Annotated in this window: 11 protein-coding genes; 3 read left to right on the forward strand and 8 right to left on the reverse strand. The window is 73.5% G+C overall.

Features of this window, described 5'->3' with window-relative positions:
• Positions 1-103 precede the first annotated feature (103 nt).
• Positions 104-964 (reverse strand): sulfurtransferase, encoded by an 861-nt coding sequence (locus J5Y04_RS29055; protein WP_209415382.1) that lies wholly within the window; start codon positions 962-964, stop codon positions 104-106.
• A gap of 154 nt (positions 965-1118) precedes the next feature.
• On the opposite strand from J5Y04_RS29055, the gene J5Y04_RS29060 reads away from it, so the two are divergent.
• Positions 1119-1871, forward strand: a complete 753-nt coding sequence (locus tag J5Y04_RS29060) for a VOC family protein (protein ID WP_209415383.1) — start codon at positions 1119-1121, stop codon at positions 1869-1871.
• Positions 1872-1938: 67 nt separating this feature from the next.
• Here J5Y04_RS29060 and J5Y04_RS29065 read toward each other — a convergent pair whose 3' ends face one another.
• From J5Y04_RS29065 to J5Y04_RS29080, 4 genes are all read right to left on the reverse strand, one after another.
• The gene (locus J5Y04_RS29065) at positions 1939-2595 is read right to left on the reverse strand and encodes a thymidine kinase (RefSeq protein ID WP_209415384.1); all 657 of its coding nucleotides are present in this window, start codon (positions 2593-2595) and stop codon (positions 1939-1941) included.
• A gap of 51 nt (positions 2596-2646) precedes the next feature.
• A complete protein-coding gene (locus tag J5Y04_RS29070; RefSeq protein ID WP_209415385.1) occupies positions 2647-3831 on the reverse strand; it encodes an alkaline phosphatase family protein in 1185 nt (394 codons plus the stop codon).
• A 274-nt stretch (positions 3832-4105) separates the two neighbouring features.
• The gene (locus tag J5Y04_RS29075; RefSeq protein WP_148642670.1) at positions 4106-4705 is read right to left on the reverse strand and encodes a DUF5998 family protein; all 600 of its coding nucleotides are present in this window, start codon (positions 4703-4705) and stop codon (positions 4106-4108) included.
• Positions 4706-4799: 94 nt separating this feature from the next.
• On the reverse strand, positions 4800-7610 hold the full coding sequence (locus J5Y04_RS29080) for a GNAT family N-acetyltransferase (protein WP_307853365.1): 2811 nt from the start codon (positions 7608-7610) through the stop codon (positions 4800-4802).
• 405 nt (positions 7611-8015) lie between these two features.
• On the opposite strand from J5Y04_RS29080, the gene J5Y04_RS29085 reads away from it, so the two are divergent.
• Positions 8016-8297, forward strand: coding sequence for an HPr family phosphocarrier protein (locus J5Y04_RS29085; protein ID WP_209415386.1), 282 nt, complete (start codon positions 8016-8018; stop codon positions 8295-8297).
• 218 nt (positions 8298-8515) lie between these two features.
• Here the strand turns inward: J5Y04_RS29085 and J5Y04_RS29090 are convergent, their stop codons facing one another.
• From J5Y04_RS29090 to J5Y04_RS29100, 3 genes are all read right to left on the reverse strand, one after another.
• A complete protein-coding gene (locus tag J5Y04_RS29090; RefSeq protein ID WP_209415387.1) occupies positions 8516-9709 on the reverse strand; it encodes an RtcB family protein in 1194 nt (397 codons plus the stop codon).
• Positions 9710-10082: 373 nt separating this feature from the next.
• Positions 10083-11450, reverse strand: a complete 1368-nt coding sequence (locus tag J5Y04_RS29095; RefSeq protein WP_209415460.1) for a pitrilysin family protein — start codon at positions 11448-11450, stop codon at positions 10083-10085.
• A gap of 20 nt (positions 11451-11470) precedes the next feature.
• Positions 11471-12859 (reverse strand): pitrilysin family protein, encoded by a 1389-nt coding sequence (locus tag J5Y04_RS29100; RefSeq protein ID WP_209415388.1) that lies wholly within the window; start codon positions 12857-12859, stop codon positions 11471-11473.
• Between the two features lie 224 nt (positions 12860-13083).
• Here J5Y04_RS29100 and J5Y04_RS29105 point away from each other — a divergent pair, with 224 nt between their 5' ends.
• Positions 13084-15534, forward strand: coding sequence for a DNA topoisomerase (ATP-hydrolyzing) subunit A (locus tag J5Y04_RS29105; protein ID WP_209415389.1), 2451 nt, complete (start codon positions 13084-13086; stop codon positions 15532-15534).
• The last annotated feature ends 22 nt before the right edge of the window (positions 15535-15556 follow it).

The raw sequence follows: 15556 nt of genomic DNA on the forward strand, positions 1-15556 counted from the left end.
CCTTCGTCGTGTCACCGGCCGCGCGTCACCCGCCGTGTGCCGTCAGGGGCGTGCCCCCGGTGCGGCGCCACCGCCGTCGTGCCTCCGGCCGCGTGCCACCCGCTCAGCCCGGCTGGTCGGTGACCGCCACCGGGCGGGTCCCGTCGCTCGACCACTCGCTCCACGACCCCGGGTACAGCGTGGCCGGCAGGCCCGCCACCTCCAGCGCGAGGATCTGGTGCGCCGCCGTCACACCCGAACCGCAGTACACGGCGGTCTCCCGCTCGCCCGCGCCCAGCGCACGGAACCGCTCGGCGAGTTCCGCGGCCGGCCGGAACCGCCCGTCCGGGCCCACGTTCTCGGTGGTCGGCGCCGAAACCGCCCCCGGGATGTGACCGGCCCGCGGGTCGATCGGCTCGGTCTCGCCGCGGTAGCGCTCCCCGGCCCGGGCGTCCAGCAGCAGGCCGGTCCGGGCCCAGGCCGCCGCGCCGTCACCGTCCACCGTCGGCAGGTGGCCCGGCACGGGCTTGAAGTCGCCCTCCTCCGTCTCCGGCAGTTCGGCCGTCACCGGCAGCCCGGCGGCCTGCCAGGCCGCGAACCCGCCGTCGAGCACCCGCACGTCCGGGTGGCCCGCCCAGCGCAGCAGCCACCAGGCCCGGGCGGCGGCCAGCGAGGTGGCGCCGTCGTACACCACCACCGGGCGGTCGGCACGGACTCCGAAACGGCGCAGCGCGGCGCCCAACTCCTCGACGCCGGGCAGCGGGTGGCGGCCGCCGCGGCCGGGCGGTCCGGCCGGTGCGGCGAGGTCGGCGTCCAGGGCGACGAAGTGGGCGCCGGGCAGGTGGCCGGCCGTGTAGTCCTCGATCCCGGGCGGGCCGCCGAGCTGCCAGCGCACGTCGAGCAGGACGGGCGGGAAATCCGAGGCGAGCGCCTCCTGGAGGCCGGCCACCGAGACCAGCGGGGAGCCGTCGTGATAGGTCGTCATGGCGGTCATTCTCGCGCAGGGCCGCCAACTCGACGCTCTTTGTGCGGTCTTTGCCGGAATTTCCGCGCGGCCCGGGGGTTCGGCGCGCGCCAGGGTGGAACCATCACCCTCACGTGCGCAGCTCGTGCGCCGTCCGCCCCGTGAGGAGGCCCGCATGCCCGCGGTGAAACTCCGGCTGGCCCAGGGCACACCGTGCTGGGTCAGCCTGATGACCGACGACCTGGCCGGCGCCCGCGCCTTCTACGGCGGGCTGCTCGGCTGGTCGTACACGCCGGGCCCCACCCAGCTCGGTGCCTACGTGCGGGCCGAGTCGGGCGGCGAGCCGGTCGCCGGCCTCGGCGTCTCCGCGGCGACGGGCTTCCCGGTGCAGTGGACCACCTACTTCGCGGTGGACAGTGCCGACGCGACGACCCAGCTGGTGCGCGAGTGCGGCGGCACGGTGGCGGTCGGCCCGCTGCAGGCCGAGCGGGCCGGGCGGCTGGCGATCGTGGCCGACGTGTCCGGCGCCGTCTTCGGCCTCTGGCAGGGCGAGGAGCACCCGGGCCGGGAGGCGGGCCCCGAGCCGGGAGGCCCCGCCTGGGCGGAACTGCTCACCCCCGACGAGGAGGGCGCGGCGTCCTTCTACGGCGCGGTGCTGGGGCGGCCGGTGGCGCCGGCCGGGGACGGGTCCGCGCTGGTGGTGGACGACCTGCCGGTGGCGGGCATCCGCTCCGGCGCGGCACTGCGCGGGCACCCGCCGCGCTGGCGGGTCCACTTCGCCGTCCGGGACGCCGTGCTGACGTCCCGTCGGGCGGTCGAGCTGGGCGCCCGGGTGCTGGTCGAACCGCACGCGACCGGACGCGGCCGGGTGGCCCGGCTGGCCGACCCGCAGGGCGGGCACTTCTCCGTCCTGGAGACGGGCGCGTAGGGCGTCGTCACCGGGGGTCGGGCGCCCGTGGCGTCGCCACCGGGGGCGGGTTCCCGGGCGGGCGTCGTCAGGCCTGCTGCTCCTCGAAGGGCAGCACGTCCGGGGAGAGCACCGAGGCGCGGGCGGTCGCGGCGGTCAGCCGGCGGCGGTGGTGGCGGCGGCAGAGCACCTCGTAGCCGACCTCGTCCTCGCGCACCGTGATGTCGCCGATCACGACCTGCGCACCCTCGACCACCATGACGCCGCCCACCGTCCGGGCATTGTGGGTGGCGCGCGCCCCGCACCAGCAGAGCGCCTCGACCTGGAGCACCTCGACCCGGTCGGCCAGTTCGATCAGCCGCTGCGAACCGGGGAAGAGCCTGGTCCGGAAGTCGGTGGTGATGCCGAAGGTGAAGACGTCGATGCCGAGTTCGTCGACGACCCGGGCCAGCTGGTCGACCTGCTCGGCGGCGAAGAACTGGGCCTCGTCGCAGATCAGGTAGTCCACCCGGCCGCCGGCCGAGAGCCGGTGCACGACGTGGGCGTGGAAGTCGAAGTCGTCGGTCACCTCGACCGCCTCCGCCTGCAGGCCCAGCCGGCTGGAGATGGTGGCCGCGCCGGCCCGGTCGTTGCGGGTGAGGATGATCCCCTGCCGGCCGCGGGCGGCGTGGTTGTGGTCCATCTGGAGCGCGAGCGTCGACTTCCCGCAGTCCATCGTGCCCGAGAAGAACACCAGTTCAGCCATGGGTGGAGCAGAGGCCTTTCAGGGAGGAGGAGTTCACGCGGAGCCGGGGGTTCACGCGCGGACTTCGAGCAGGGGGACGAACTGCTCGACCGGGGTCATCGAGCCGTGCAGGCCGATCATCGCGGACTCGCCGGGCTCGTTGCGGGAGGCGATCACGGCGACGTCGTCGCGGGCCGCGGCGACCACGTCGCCGATCCGGTGGTAGACCCGGTCGTCCACCGTGGGCCCGAACCAGCCCGCGGCGATCGCCTCGTCCCGGGTGGCCACCCACATCCGGTCGCCGAGCACCTCGCTCCAGACCGTGTGGACGTCGGCGGCGGCCCCCGGCACGGCGTACACGTGCCGGGCCCGGCCCTCGCCGCCGAGCAGCGCGACGCCGGCGCCGAGCTCCCAGTCCTCGTCGAAGTCGATCCGGTCCTCGGGGGCGATGTCGATCATGCCGTGGTCGGCGGTGACGTACATCGCCGAGCGCGGCGGCAGCTGCCGGGCCAGCCTCCGGGCCAGGCGGTCCACCGCGTCCAACGTCATCCGCCACTCGTCGGAGTCGACCCCGAACCGGTGCCCGGCGCCGTCCAGCTCGCTGACGTAGGTGTAGACGAGGGCGCGGTCGTGCTCGGCCAGCCAGGCGGCGGTCTGGTCCATCCGCTCCTCGCCGGTGGTGCGGCCGAGGAAGGTGCCGCCGGAGAGTGCCACCCGGGTCAACGGGGTCTGGGCGAACAGCGGCGAGGAGACCTGCGCGGTCGCCACCCCGGCGGCCTCGGTCCGCTCGAACACCGTCGGGTACGGCTGCCAGCGCCCCGGATCGGTGTGCGGCTGCCAGCGCAGCTGGTTCATCAGGTAGCCGGCCCCCGGCACCGCCACCGTGTAGCCGGCCAGGCCGTGCAGGCCCGGCGGGGTCCCGGTGCCCACCGACGCCAGCGAGGTGGCCGTGGTGGACGGGAAGCCGGCGGTCAGCGGGCGGCCGGTGCCGCCGAGTGAGCTGCCGACCAGCGAGGAGAGGAAGGGCGCGTACTCGGGGTGGCGGAGCAGCAGCTCCCAGCCGAGACCGTCGACCAGGAACACCACCACCCGGTCGGCGGGCGCGATCGGCAGCGTCGCGGTGAACCCGGGCACACCGAGGCCGGCCGCCACCGAGGGCAGCAGGTCGCAGAGCGAGCCGCTGCCGTACGGGGGCGCCGGGGCGGTGGCGGGGTCGAGGATCTCGAAGGCGTCGTGGCCGTCGGGTGCGAAGGACATGGCTGAGGGGCTGGCTTCCTGGCTGTCCGGTGCGCCACGGGCAGGCCGCGGGTGCGGCGTCCGGGCGGGCGTCGGTGCGGGTCGGTCCGTGGGGCTGGTCGGTCCGTGGCCGGTCCGTCCGGGGCTGGTCGGTCGTGGCTGGTCGGTCCGGGCCGGGCCGCTCGGACCGCTGCGGGGCGGTCCGGCCGGGATCCGGTCGGGGTCGGGCCGGTGGGGCTGTGCGGCCGGTGGCCGTCCGGCCGGGGGCTGTCCTGGGGCCGGTCCGGCCCCGGGCTCAGACCCGCGGGCCGTTGCTGATCGTCGCGTCGGACAGCGCCCGGGCGAACACCAGCGCCTGGGCCACCGTCTCCGGCCCGTCGCCGGCCTCGCTGACCCGCAGTGACAGGTCGTCAGCGGTGGCCGAACCGGTGTAGCCGTGGTCCGCCTCACAGTTCGGGTCCGAGCAGCCGGCCGGCTCCAGGTCCAGGCGCTGCACCGCACCCCAGCCGATCGTCAGCACGACCTCGCGCGGCAGCGTTCCCGGGGTGTACGTCTCCGGGTTGGCGACCATCCGGCTCACCACGACCGAACCGATCCGGTCCAGCCGGACGCTCTCGGTCGACGTCGTCGCGTACGGCACGGCCGGGCCGGCACCGTCGCCGGACTGCTCGTCGGTGTGGCTCACCACGAACCGGGTCGGGGTCAGCACCAGCACGGTCACGTGCCGGCGGACCTCGTTGGCGTCGAAGGTGGTCTCCTGGTGCACCAGGTAGGAGCTGATCGGCTCCGGGCCCACCGCGGACTCGACCGCCTCGGACACCAGGGCCGGGTAGTAGCCGCTGCGCTCGATCGCCGAGCGCAGGTCCTGAGTGGTGGTGGTACCGGTCTTCGCCATAACTCCATCCTGGCATGGTCCGCCGACGAAGCGGGCGGCGCGGCGCCGAGCTTCCGGACAACAGCGCCCACGGGCAGGGCGCAACCAAGGAAGGTTACAGCGTGCTCATGGCGCGCGGGCCCAGATCGCTGCGGATGGGCAGGGGTGCGATCCGCACTCGCGCCCCCAGGATCGCCAGCCCGTGCGGGGCCACGACCACGGGTTCGAGATCCACCGAGGCGACCTCCGGGAGGTCGTCCACCAGGCGCGACACCCGCAGCAGCACCTCCTCCAGCGCGTCGGTGTCCACCGCCTCCGCGCCGCGCCAGCCGAACAGCAGCGGCGACGCCCGGACCTCCCGGATCAGCCCCGCGACGTCCTGGTCGGTGGCCGGGACCAGCCGGTGGGCCACGTCACCGAGCAGCTCGGCCGGGGCGCCCGCCAGGCCGAAGGAGAGGATCGCACCGACCGCCGGGTCGACCGTGGCGCCGATCACGGTGTCCACACCGCGCGGGGCCAGCCGCTGGACCACCAGCTCGGCCTGGGCGGCCCCGCCGAGCAGCGCGTCCAGCTCGCGGTGGGCGCGGCGCAGCCCCGGCTCCCCGGTGAGGTCCAGCCGGACGCTGCCGAGATCGGGGCGGTGGCGCAGATGGGGGGCGGTGGCCTTCAGCGCGACCGGGTAGCCGAGCGAGGCGGCGGCCCGGACGGCGGTCTCCTCGTCGGGGGCCGGCAGGGTCGGCGACACGTCGATGCCGTAGCGGGCGAGCAGCGCGGCGGCGTCCGCGTCCGGCAGGGTGATCCGCGCTCCCCCCGGCTGGGTGCGGGCGAAGAAGCTTCGGCGCGTAGCGCCACGATCAAGGGTGGTGGTGGGCGACGGGCGGGCCGCGGCCCGGGTGGAGAGCGCCGCCTCGACCAGGGCCCGGGCGCCCGCCTCGTCGATCCGGTCCAGCTCGGGAACGCGGGCGGTCTCCTCCGCCTCGGCCATCCCACGGCGCCACTGCGCGTAGTGGACGGCGTGCGCGAGGGCGCGGACGGCCCGCTCGGGCGCCGGATAGGCGGGGATGCCACCCGGGCGCAGCCTGCTCGGCAGATCGGTCAGCGCCAGGTGGGCCAGCACCAGCGGCTTGCCCAACTCCCGGGCCCGCTCCCCCGCTTCGAGCAGCGCATCGGCGATCTCCGGGTCGTCGGAGCCCATCTCCGGATCGTCCGGTCCGGTCAGCCGGCCGCCCATGAACGCGTGGGCCGAGGTGCCGATCGGAGGGATCGCGACGGCGATCACCGCGTCCACCCCCGGATCGTCCAGCGCCACGTCCAGCGCGATCCGGAAGTTCTCACCGGTGGCGGCCGTGGTCAGGTCCACCGGGGTGCGGGGGCGCAGCCCGGCGCTCAGGCACGCGTCGTGGGTGAGCAGGCCGAGCGAGTCCGAGTTGCCGACCACCGCCACCCGGTCCCCGGACGGCAGCGGCTGCAGGGCGAGCAGCTCCCCCGTGTCGTACAGCTCCGTGATGGTCTCCACCCGGGTCACTCCGGCCTGCTGGAACAGCGCGTCCACGGTGGCGTCGCGCAGCCCGGTCGCGGTGGCCGGGACGGCGTGGCCCGGCGGCAGGCTGCCGGTGTGCCGGGCGCCCTTCACCACCACGATCGGCTTGGCCGCCGCCAGCCGGCGGGCGATCCGGGTGAACTTGCGGGGGTTGCCGAAGGACTCCAGGTAGAGCAGCACCACCTCGGTCGCCGGATCCTCCGCCCAGTACTGGAGGAAGTCGTTGCCGGAGACGTCCGAGCGGTTGCCGACCGAGGCGAAGGACGAGACGCCGAGTCCCCGGCGGTGGGCCGCCTCCAGCAGGGCCACGCCGATCGCGCCGGACTGGCAGAAGATGCCGAAGCCGCCGCGCTGCGGCAGGACGGGCGCGAGGGAGGCGTTCAACGGCCGCCCGGCGTCGGTGTTGATCAGACCGAAGGCGTTCGGGCCGATCACCCGCATGCCGGCCGCCCGCGCCTGGCTGACCAGGGCGCGCTGGCGGTCCCGGCCCTCCGGCCCGGTCTCCGCGTACCCGGCGGTGACCACCACCAGGCCCTGCACACCGTGCGCGCCGCACTCGGCGACCGCGGCGGGGACGGCGGAGGCCGGGACGGCGACCACCGCGAGGTCCACCGGCCCCGGGATCTCCAGGATCGAACGGTGCACCGGGACGCCGTCCAGCTCGGTACCGGGCGGGGCGTTGCGGTTCACCGCGTAGACGCGGCGGTCGTCGTCCCCGGCCTCGAAACCGCCGAGCAGGTCCCGCAGGATCGCCCGGCCGACCGTCTGCGGGTTGCGCGAGACGCCGAGCACCGCGACCGAGCGCGGGGTCAGCAGCCGCTGCACGGACCTCGCCTCGGCGCGGTGCTCGCGCGCCCGCATCACCGCGAGCGAGGCGGCGGTCGGCTCCAGGTCGAACTCCAGGTGGACGACCCCGTCGGCGAAGCTGCGGTGCTGGGTGTACCCCGCGTCGGTGAAGACCTTCACCATCTTGCGGTTCTCCGGCAGCACCTCGGCCTGGAAGCGGCGGATGCCGCGCTCCTGCGCGACCGCCGCGATGTGCTCCAGCAGCGCGGAGGCCACCCCGCGGCCCTGGTGGGCGTCCTGCACCAGGAACGCCACCTCGGCATCCGTGCCGGTGTCCGACGGGCGGCCGTCGGCGTCGATCCGGTCGTAGCGGACGGTCGCGATGAAGCGGTCCCGGATCACCACGGCCAGACCGACCCGGTTGACGAAGTCATGGTGGGTGAAGCGGCGGACGTCCTTGTCGGAGAGCCGCGGGTAGGGCGCGAAGAAGCGGAAGTACTTGGACTGGTCGGACACCTGCTCGTAGAACTCGACCAGCCGGCCGGCGTCCGCGGGCGTGATCGGCCGGATCCGGGCCGTGCCGCCGTCACGCAGCAGGATGTCGGCCTCCCAGTGCTGCGGGTAGTCCGGCCCCTCCTGCTCGGGGTGCTGCGCCGAGGCGGGCTTCGCCCCCTGTTTCGCGCGGTACGCCGTGCTGTGCGCCGTGCCCTGCCCGGGGTCGTGCGTCGTGCCGTGCTGCGGGTCCAGCTCGGGGTGCGGTGCCGCGGAGTCGTCCACATTCGTCAGGTTATCCGGCAGCGGGCCGAATGGCGCCGGGCGTGCGGCCGGGGCAGGGTGGGCAGGGCTCGACAGGGCCGCTGGCCGGGGCTTATGCCCCCGAAAGAAACAATCACAACTCCTGAACGCGGCGTCTCGGAGGGGCCGCCTGCGTGCAACACTGGTCTAGACAACATGGCCGCCACCCCGAGCACGGCCGTGACCAGCTTCACCGGAAAGGCACGTCTCATGGCTGAGCGCCGCGTCACCATCGGTTGGGCCGAGGGCCTGCACGCCCGTCCCGCCTCCGTCTTCGTCAGGGCCGTCACGGCCACCGGCGTGCCGATCACCATCGCCAAGCCCGGCGGCCGGCCGGTCAACGCCGCCTCGATGCTCGGCCTGCTCGGCCTCGGCGCCCAGGGCGGCGAGGAGGTCGTCCTCGCCTCCGACGCCGAGGGCGCCGACGAGGCCCTGGACCGCCTCGCCAAGCTGGTCGCGGAAGGCCTCGACGAGCTCCCGGCCGCCGCCTGAGGCCAGTCCGCCCGAATCGCTCAGACGCAAAGCGCCCGGCAGTGCATCGGCACTGCCGGGCGCTTTTGTTCGCACATTCGATCGCGTCCACACCACGGGGCGAACCCGTCGGCGATCGGCCCCCGTCGGCGGCCGATCGCACATGCTCGCGGCATGACCTTCTTCTACCTCGAACAGCTGGTGGGCGGGGCCCCGAATCCACGGGGCCCCGCCTGATTTCAGCCCTTGACGCAGACGACCTGCTTCAGGTGCGCCACGATCTCGACGAGGTCCTTCTGCTGCTCGATGACCTTCTCGATGGACTTGTAGGCGCCCGGGATCTCGTCCACGACGCCGCTGTCCTTGCGGCACTCCACGCCCCTGGTCTGCTCGGCCAGGTCACGCGTGGTGAAGCGCTTCTTCGCCGCGTTGCGGCTCATCTTGCGGCCGGCGCCGTGCGAGGCCGAGTTGAACGCCGCCTCGTTTCCGAGGCCGCGGACGATGTACGAACCCGTCCCCATCGAGCCGGGGATGATCCCGTAGTCGCCGGAGCCGGCCCTGATCGCGCCCTTGCGGGTCACGAGCAGGTCGACACCGTCGTACTGCTCCTCCGCCACGTAGTTGTGGTGGCAGCTGATCACCTCGTCGAAGGCGACCTTCGCCTTGGCGAACTCGCGGCGCACGACGTCCTGGAAGAGCGCCATCATCAGGGCCCGGTTCTTCTTGGCGTACTCCTGTGCCCAGAAGAGGTCCTGCCGGTAGGCGGCCATCTGCGGGGTGTCCGCGATGAACACCGCGAGATCGTTGTCGACGAGCCCCTGGTTGTGCGGCAGCGAGCGGGCCACGCCCATGTGATGCTCCGCCAGCTCCTTGCCGATGTTCCGTGAACCCGAGTGCAGCATCAGCCAGACAGCGCCGGTGTCATCAACACACAGTTCGATGAAGTGATTTCCTCCGCCAAGGGTCGCCATCTGCTGCGCCGCCCGCTCGCGCCGCCACTTCACCTCGTGCGCGACCCCGTCGAAGCGCCCCCAGAAGTCGTCCCACCCCGTCGTCGCGAAGCCGTGGAGCTTGCGCGGGTCGACCGGGTCGGTGTGGAGGCCGCGGCCGACCGGGATGGCCTGCTCGATCTTGGAGCGGAGGCGGGAGAGGTCGTCGGGGAGGTCCTTGGCGGTGAGGGACGTCTTCACCGCGCTCATTCCGCATCCGATGTCCACGCCGACCGCCGCCGGGCAGACGGCGCCGCGCATCGCGATCACGGAGCCGACCGTCGCGCCCTTGCCCAGGTGGACGTCGGGCATCACGGCGAGGCCGTGCAGCCAGGGCAGCGAGCTGATGTTGCGCAGCTGCTGCATGGCCTGGCCCTCGACGGTGGCCGGGTCGGTCCACATCCGGATCGGGACCCGGATGCCGGGTACCTCGGTGTACGACATGGTTGAACGACCTCCAAAGGTCGGTTGGTTCAAGCCTAGGTGGGTGCCGCGCGAACGATCCCGGTGCGGCTCGGGGAAGATCAGGGGTGCGCGGTGCTCAGGCCGCGTAGGGGCATCGGGAGGACGGCCTTGGGGAGCGCTGTATGGTCGGCTCGACCCGCATGGTGACCGCCTCCTCTCCGTGTGTGTACCGGCTGCCGGGGGATATCTACCCACAGGGCGATCACGCCCCGCAAGGGATTTAAAACGCGGCGGGCCCGGCGGAGCGGAGTGCTCCACCGGGCCCTGCCCGTAAGGCGGTTCAGGCCTCCCGGGCCTGCCAGGCCTCTCGGGCCTCCCGGACCTCTCGGACCTGTCAGGCCTCTCGGCCGTATCAGGCGGTGATCACGGTGACCTCGCCGATGCCGAGCGCGCGCACGTCGTCGGCGAACGCGGCGGCGTCGCCCACCAGGACGGTGACCAGGCGGTCCGGCGGGAAGGCGGCGACCACGGCCTCGGTGGCGGCGGCCGTGGGGAGCACGGCGAGCTGCCGGTAGACCTCGGCCTGGTAGTCGTCGGGCAGGTGCTGCTCGACCTGGTCGGCCAGGGTGCCGGCGACCGAGCCCGCGGTCTCGTACTTCAGCGGGGCCACGCCGACCAGGAACTGCACGGCGTCGTCGCGCTCGGCGTCGGTGAGGCCCTCGGCGGCGAGGGTGCGCAGGATGGTCCAGGTGTCGGCGAGCGCCGGGGCGGTGGAGGCGGTGTCCACCGAGCCGCTGATCGCGAGCAGCGCGCGGCCGGTGCCGTCGGCGGGGGAGCGCAGCGGCTGGGCGAAGGCCCGGACGCCGTAGGTGTAGCCCTTCTCCTCCCGCAGGACGCGGTCGAGGCGGGAGGTGAGGGTGCCGCCGAGGCAGTAGGTGCCGAGGATCTGGGCGGCCCAGGCCGGGTCGTGCCGGTCGGGGCCGATGCGGCCAATGAGCAGCTGGGTCTGGACGGAGCCGGGGCGGTCGACGATGACGACGCGGCCGGTGTCGTCGGCGGTGACGCGGGCGTGCGTGCTCGCCGCCGCGTCGGTGCCGGTCCAGGTGCCGAGGGTGGCTTCGAGCAGGGCGGGCAGGTCGGTGCCGGTGAGGTCGCCGACCACGACGACGGTGGTGGTGGCGGGCCGGATGTGGGCGTCGTAGAACGCCTTGACCGCGGCCCGGTCGATGGACTTGACGGTGTCGGCGGTGCCGCCGCGGGCGCGGGAGAGCCGGTCGGCGCCGTCGAAGAGCTCGGCGTAGAGGGCCTTGGCGGCCCGGCGGGCGGGGTTGGCCTGCTCGTGGACGATCTCGTCGAGCCGGTTGGCGACGAGGCGCTCGATCTCGTCCTCGGGGAGGGCGGGCGCGCGCAGGGCGTCGGCGAGGAGGCCGAGGCCGCGCTGGAGCCGGCTGGCGGGGACTTCGAGGGAGACCCGGATGCAGGGGTGGTCGGCGTGGGCGTCGAGGGTGGCGCCCGCGCGCTCCAGCTCGGCGGCGAACTCCTCGGCGGTGAGGGTCTCGGTGCCCTCGCTGAGGGCGCGGGCGAGGATGCCGGCGACGCCGTCGAGGCCGTCGGGCTCGGCGGCGAGCGGGGCGTCGAGGAGGATGTCGACGGCGACGAGCTGCTGGCCGGGGCGGTCGCAGTGCAGGACGGTGATGCCGTTGCCGAGGGCGGCGCGCTCGGGGGCGGGGAAGGCCCACGGGCTGGGGGTGCCGGGCTCGGGCTGGGGGTGGAACGTCATGGCGGGGACGTAGTCCGTGCTCATGCGGCAGCGCCCTCCTCTTCGGTCGCGTCGGTGGCGGTCTGGTCGGCGTCGGTGCCGGTGTCGTCGGCGTCGTCGGCCGTGGTGGGCTCGTAGACGAGGACGGCCCGGTTCTGCGGGTGGAGGCGGGCCTGGGCGATCGCCTGGACCTCCTCGGCGGTGACGTCGAGCACCTTGGTCAGGGCGCCGCCGAGCAGCTTGGGGTCGCCGAACAGGACGGCGTAGCGGCAGAGTTCGTCGGCGCGGCCGGCGACCGTGGTGAGCCGGTCGAGCCATTCGCGCTCGATCTGGGCCTGGGCGCGCTCCAGTTCGGCGGCGGTGGGGCCTTCGGCGGCGAAGCGTGCGAGCTCCTCGTCGACGGCGGTCTCGACCTGCTCGATGGTGGCGTCGCCGGAGGTCTTGATGTCGAGCCAGCCGAGGCTGGGGGCGCCGGCGAGGCGGAGCAGGCCGAAGCCGGCGGCGACGGCGGTGCGGTCGCGCCGGACGAGCCGGTTGTAGAGGCGGCTGGATTCGCCGCTGCCGAGGATGGTGAGGGCGAGGTCGGCGGCGTCGGCCTCGCGGGTGCCGTCGTGCGGGAGGCGGTAGGCGGCCATCAGGGCGCGGGAGGGGACGTCCTCGCGGATGTCCTCGCGCAGTTCGCGGCCGATGGTGTCGGGGAGGGTGCCGTCGCGCGGCGGCTGCTTGCCGTCGTGCGCGGGGATGCTGCCGAAGTACTTCTCGACCCAGGCGATGGTCTGCTCGGGGTCGATGTCGCCCACGACGGAGAGGACGGCGTTGTTGGGCGCGTAGTAGGTGCGGAAGAACGTGCGGGCGTCCTCCAGCGTGGCGGCGTCCAGGTCGGCCATGGAGCCGATGGGGGTGTGGTGGTACGGGTGGCCGTCGGGGAAGGAGAGCGCGGTGAGCTTCTCGAAGGCGGTGCCGTAGGGGACGTTGTCGTAGCGCTGGCGGCGCTCGTTCTTGACGACGTCGCGCTGGTTCTCCATCGAGGTGTCGTCGAGGGCGGCGAGGAGGGAGCCCATCCGGTCGGCCTCCAGCCAGAGGGCGAGCTCCAGCTGGTGGGCGGGCATGGTCTCGAAGTAGTTGGTCCGCTCGAAGCTGGTGGTGCCGTTCAGGGAGCCGCCGGCGCCCTGGACCAGTTCGAAGTGGCCGTTGTTGGAGACGTTCGCGGAACCCTGGAACATCAGGTGCTCGAAGAGGTGCGCCAGTCCGGTGCGGCCCTTCACCTCGTGGCGGGAGCCCACGTCGTACCAGAGGCAGACGGCTGCGACCGGGGTGAGGTGGTCCTCGGAGAGGACGACGCGCAGGCCGTTGGCCAGGCGGTGCTCGGTGATGGCGATGGCAGCGCCAGTTCCTCCGGTGGAGGCGGATGCGGGGGCCGGGTTGGCCATGCGCTCGGGTCCTTCCCGTCGTCGATGTCGGGGGCTTCGTGTGGCGTCCCCATTGTGGTGCAACGCGCGAAGGGCGTGGATGTGTCCGCGCGGACGGGGCGTTCGCCAGGGGCGGAAGAGGGGCGCTGGCCGGGAGTGTCGGTGGAAGGGTCCACAATGGGGGCGCTGAGCCGTGATCCGAAGCAGACAGACGTGTCAGACAGATGCAAGGGAGCCCCGCCGCGATGGCCCGCCGCAGTTCGCAGACCCCACCGCCCGGAGATTTCGAGGAGCGCATCCTCGATGTCGACGTCGTGGACGAGATGCAGGGCTCCTTCCTGGAGTACGCCTACTCGGTGATCTACTCGCGTGCGCTGCCCGACGCGCGGGACGGTCTGAAGCCGGTGCACCGGCGGATCCTGTACCAGGCCAACGAGATGGGCCTGCGGCCGGAGCGGGGGCACGTGAAGTGCGCGCGCCTGGTCGGCGAGGTGATGGGCCGGTTGCACCCGCACGGCGACGCGTCGATCTACGACTCCGTGGTGCGCATGGCGCAGCCGTTCTCGATGCGGTTGCCGCTGATCGACGGGCACGGGAACTTCGGTTCGCTGGGCAACGACGACCCGCCGGCCGCGATGCGGTACACGGAGTCGCGGTTGACGGCGGCGTCGATGGCGATGGTGGAGTCGATCCACGAGGACACCGTCGACTTCGGGCCGAACTACGACGGCAGTGAGCAGGAGCCGCTGGCGCTTCCGGCCGCCTTCCCGAACCTGTTGGTGAACGGTGCGACGGGCATCGCGGTCGGCATGGCGACGAACATGCCGCCGCACAACCTGTCCGAGGTGGTGGCGGCGGCCCGGCACCTGATCAAGCACCCGAACGCGGACCTGGACACGCTGATGCGGTTCGTCCCCGGTCCGGACCTCCCGACGGGTGGGCGGATCGTCGGCCTCTCGGGCATCCGGGACGCGTACGAGTCGGGCCGCGGCACCTTCAAGATCCGCGCCACCACGACGATCGAGGCGGTCTCCGCCCGCCGCAAGGGCATCGTGGTCACCGAGCTGCCGTACAACGTCGGCCCGGAGAAGGTGATCTCGAAGATCAAGGACCTGGTCAACGCGAAGAAGCTGCAGGGCATCGCGGACGTCAAGGACCTCACCGACCGCGAGCACGGGCTGCGGCTGGTGATCGAGGTGAAGAACGGCTTCGTGCCGGAGGCGCTGCTGGAGCAGCTCTACAAGCTGACGCCGATGGAGGAGACCTTCGGCATCAACAACGTGGCGCTGGTGGACGGCCAGCCGCTGACGCTGGGGCTGCGGGAGCTGCTGGAGGTCTACGTCGACCACCGCTTCGAGGTGGTCCGCCGGCGCAGCGACTTCCGGCGCCGCAAGCGGCAGGAGCGGCTGCACCTGGTCGAGGGTCTGCTGGTGGCGCTGGTCGACATCGACGAGGTCATCGCGATCATCCGGTCGAGCGACAATGCGGCGCAGGCGAAGGAGCGCCTGATGGAGCGCTTCTCGCTGTCGGAGACCCAGACGGCGTACATCCTGGACACTCCGCTGCGCCGGCTGACCCGGTTCGACCGGGTGGAGCTGGAGCAGGAGCAGGCGAAGCTCAACTCGGAGATCGCCGAGCTGACGGAGATCCTGGAGTCGGACGCGCGGCTGCGCAGTGTGGTGTCGGCGGAGCTGGCCGCGGTGGGCAAGCAGTTCGGCACCGAGCGGCGGACGGTGCTGCTGGAGGCGGGTGCGGTGCCGTCGGCGTCGCTGGCGGTGCCGTTGGAGGTGGCGGACGATCCGTGCCGGGTGCTGCTCTCGTCGACGGGTCTGCTGGCGCGGACGGCGGACGGCGAGCCGTTCGAGCTGTCGGAGAAGCGGTCGAAGCACGACGTGATCGTGTCGGCGGTGCCGGCGACGGCGCGCGCGGACGTGGGTGTGGTGACGTCGGCGGGCCGGGTGCTGCGGCTGCCGGTGATCGACCTGCCGGCGCTGCCTCCGACGCCGTCGCCGACGTTGGCGGGCGGCGCGGCGGTGGGCGAGTTCCTGCGCCTGGAGGCGGGTGAGCGGGTGCTGGCGCTGACGACGCTGGACGAGTCCTCGCCGGGTCTGGCGCTGGGGACGGTGCAGGGTGTCGTCAAGCGGGTGGTGCCCGAGTGGCCGGCCAACAAGGACGAGTTCGAGGTGATCGCCCTCAAGGACGGTGACGAGGTGGTCGGCGCGGTCGAACTGCGCACCGGCGATGAGGACTTGGTCTTCATCGCCTCCGACGCCCAGTTGCTGCGCTACCCGGCGGGCCAGGTCCGTCCGCAGGGCCGTCCGGCGGGCGGCATGGCCGGCATCAAGCTGTCGGACGGCGCCCGGGTGCTGTCGTTCACGGCGGTGGACCCGGCGGCCGACGCGGTGGTGGTCTCGGTGGCTGGTGCCGCGGGCACGCTGACCGGTGAGGAGCAGAGCTCCTGGAAGGTCACCCCGTTCGAGCAGTACCCGCGCAAGGGCCGCGCGACCGGTGGAGTCCGCTGCCAGCGCTTCCTGCGGGGCGAGGAGTCGCTCACCTTCGCGTGGGCCGGCCCGTCGCCGGCCCGGGCGGCGACCGCGAAGGGTGCGCCGGTCGACCTCCCGGAGCGCGACCCGCGTCGCGACGGCTCGGGGACTCCGGTGACGACGCCCATCGCGGTGGTGGCGGGACCGGCGTAGCGGCGCCGGCGGGCGGATCGGA

This window comes from Kitasatospora sp. RG8 (genome assembly GCF_017813315.1).
In the GTDB taxonomy this organism is placed as follows: Bacteria; Actinomycetota; Actinomycetes; order Streptomycetales; family Streptomycetaceae; genus Kitasatospora.

What these genes read in the sequence shown, in the direction of transcription:
- J5Y04_RS29055 (WP_209415382.1), bottom strand. Translation starts at nt 964, where the DNA reads ATGACGACCTATCACGACGGCTCCCCGCTGGTCTCGGTGGCCGGCCTC.
- J5Y04_RS29060 (WP_209415383.1), top strand. Translation starts at nt 1,119, where the DNA reads ATGCCCGCGGTGAAACTCCGGCTGGCCCAGGGCACACCGTGCTGGGTC.
- J5Y04_RS29065 (WP_209415384.1), bottom strand. Translation starts at nt 2,595, where the DNA reads ATGGCTGAACTGGTGTTCTTCTCGGGCACGATGGACTGCGGGAAGTCG.
- J5Y04_RS29070 (WP_209415385.1), bottom strand. Translation starts at nt 3,831, where the DNA reads ATGTCCTTCGCACCCGACGGCCACGACGCCTTCGAGATCCTCGACCCC.
- J5Y04_RS29075 (WP_148642670.1), bottom strand. Translation starts at nt 4,705, where the DNA reads ATGGCGAAGACCGGTACCACCACCACTCAGGACCTGCGCTCGGCGATC.
- J5Y04_RS29085 (WP_209415386.1), top strand. Translation starts at nt 8,016, where the DNA reads ATGGCTGAGCGCCGCGTCACCATCGGTTGGGCCGAGGGCCTGCACGCC.
- J5Y04_RS29090 (WP_209415387.1), bottom strand. Translation starts at nt 9,709, where the DNA reads ATGTCGTACACCGAGGTACCCGGCATCCGGGTCCCGATCCGGATGTGG.
- J5Y04_RS29095 (WP_209415460.1), bottom strand. Translation starts at nt 11,450, where the DNA reads ATGACGTTCCACCCCCAGCCCGAGCCCGGCACCCCCAGCCCGTGGGCC.
- J5Y04_RS29100 (WP_209415388.1), bottom strand. Translation starts at nt 12,859, where the DNA reads ATGGCCAACCCGGCCCCCGCATCCGCCTCCACCGGAGGAACTGGCGCT.
- J5Y04_RS29105 (WP_209415389.1), top strand. Translation starts at nt 13,084, where the DNA reads ATGGCCCGCCGCAGTTCGCAGACCCCACCGCCCGGAGATTTCGAGGAG.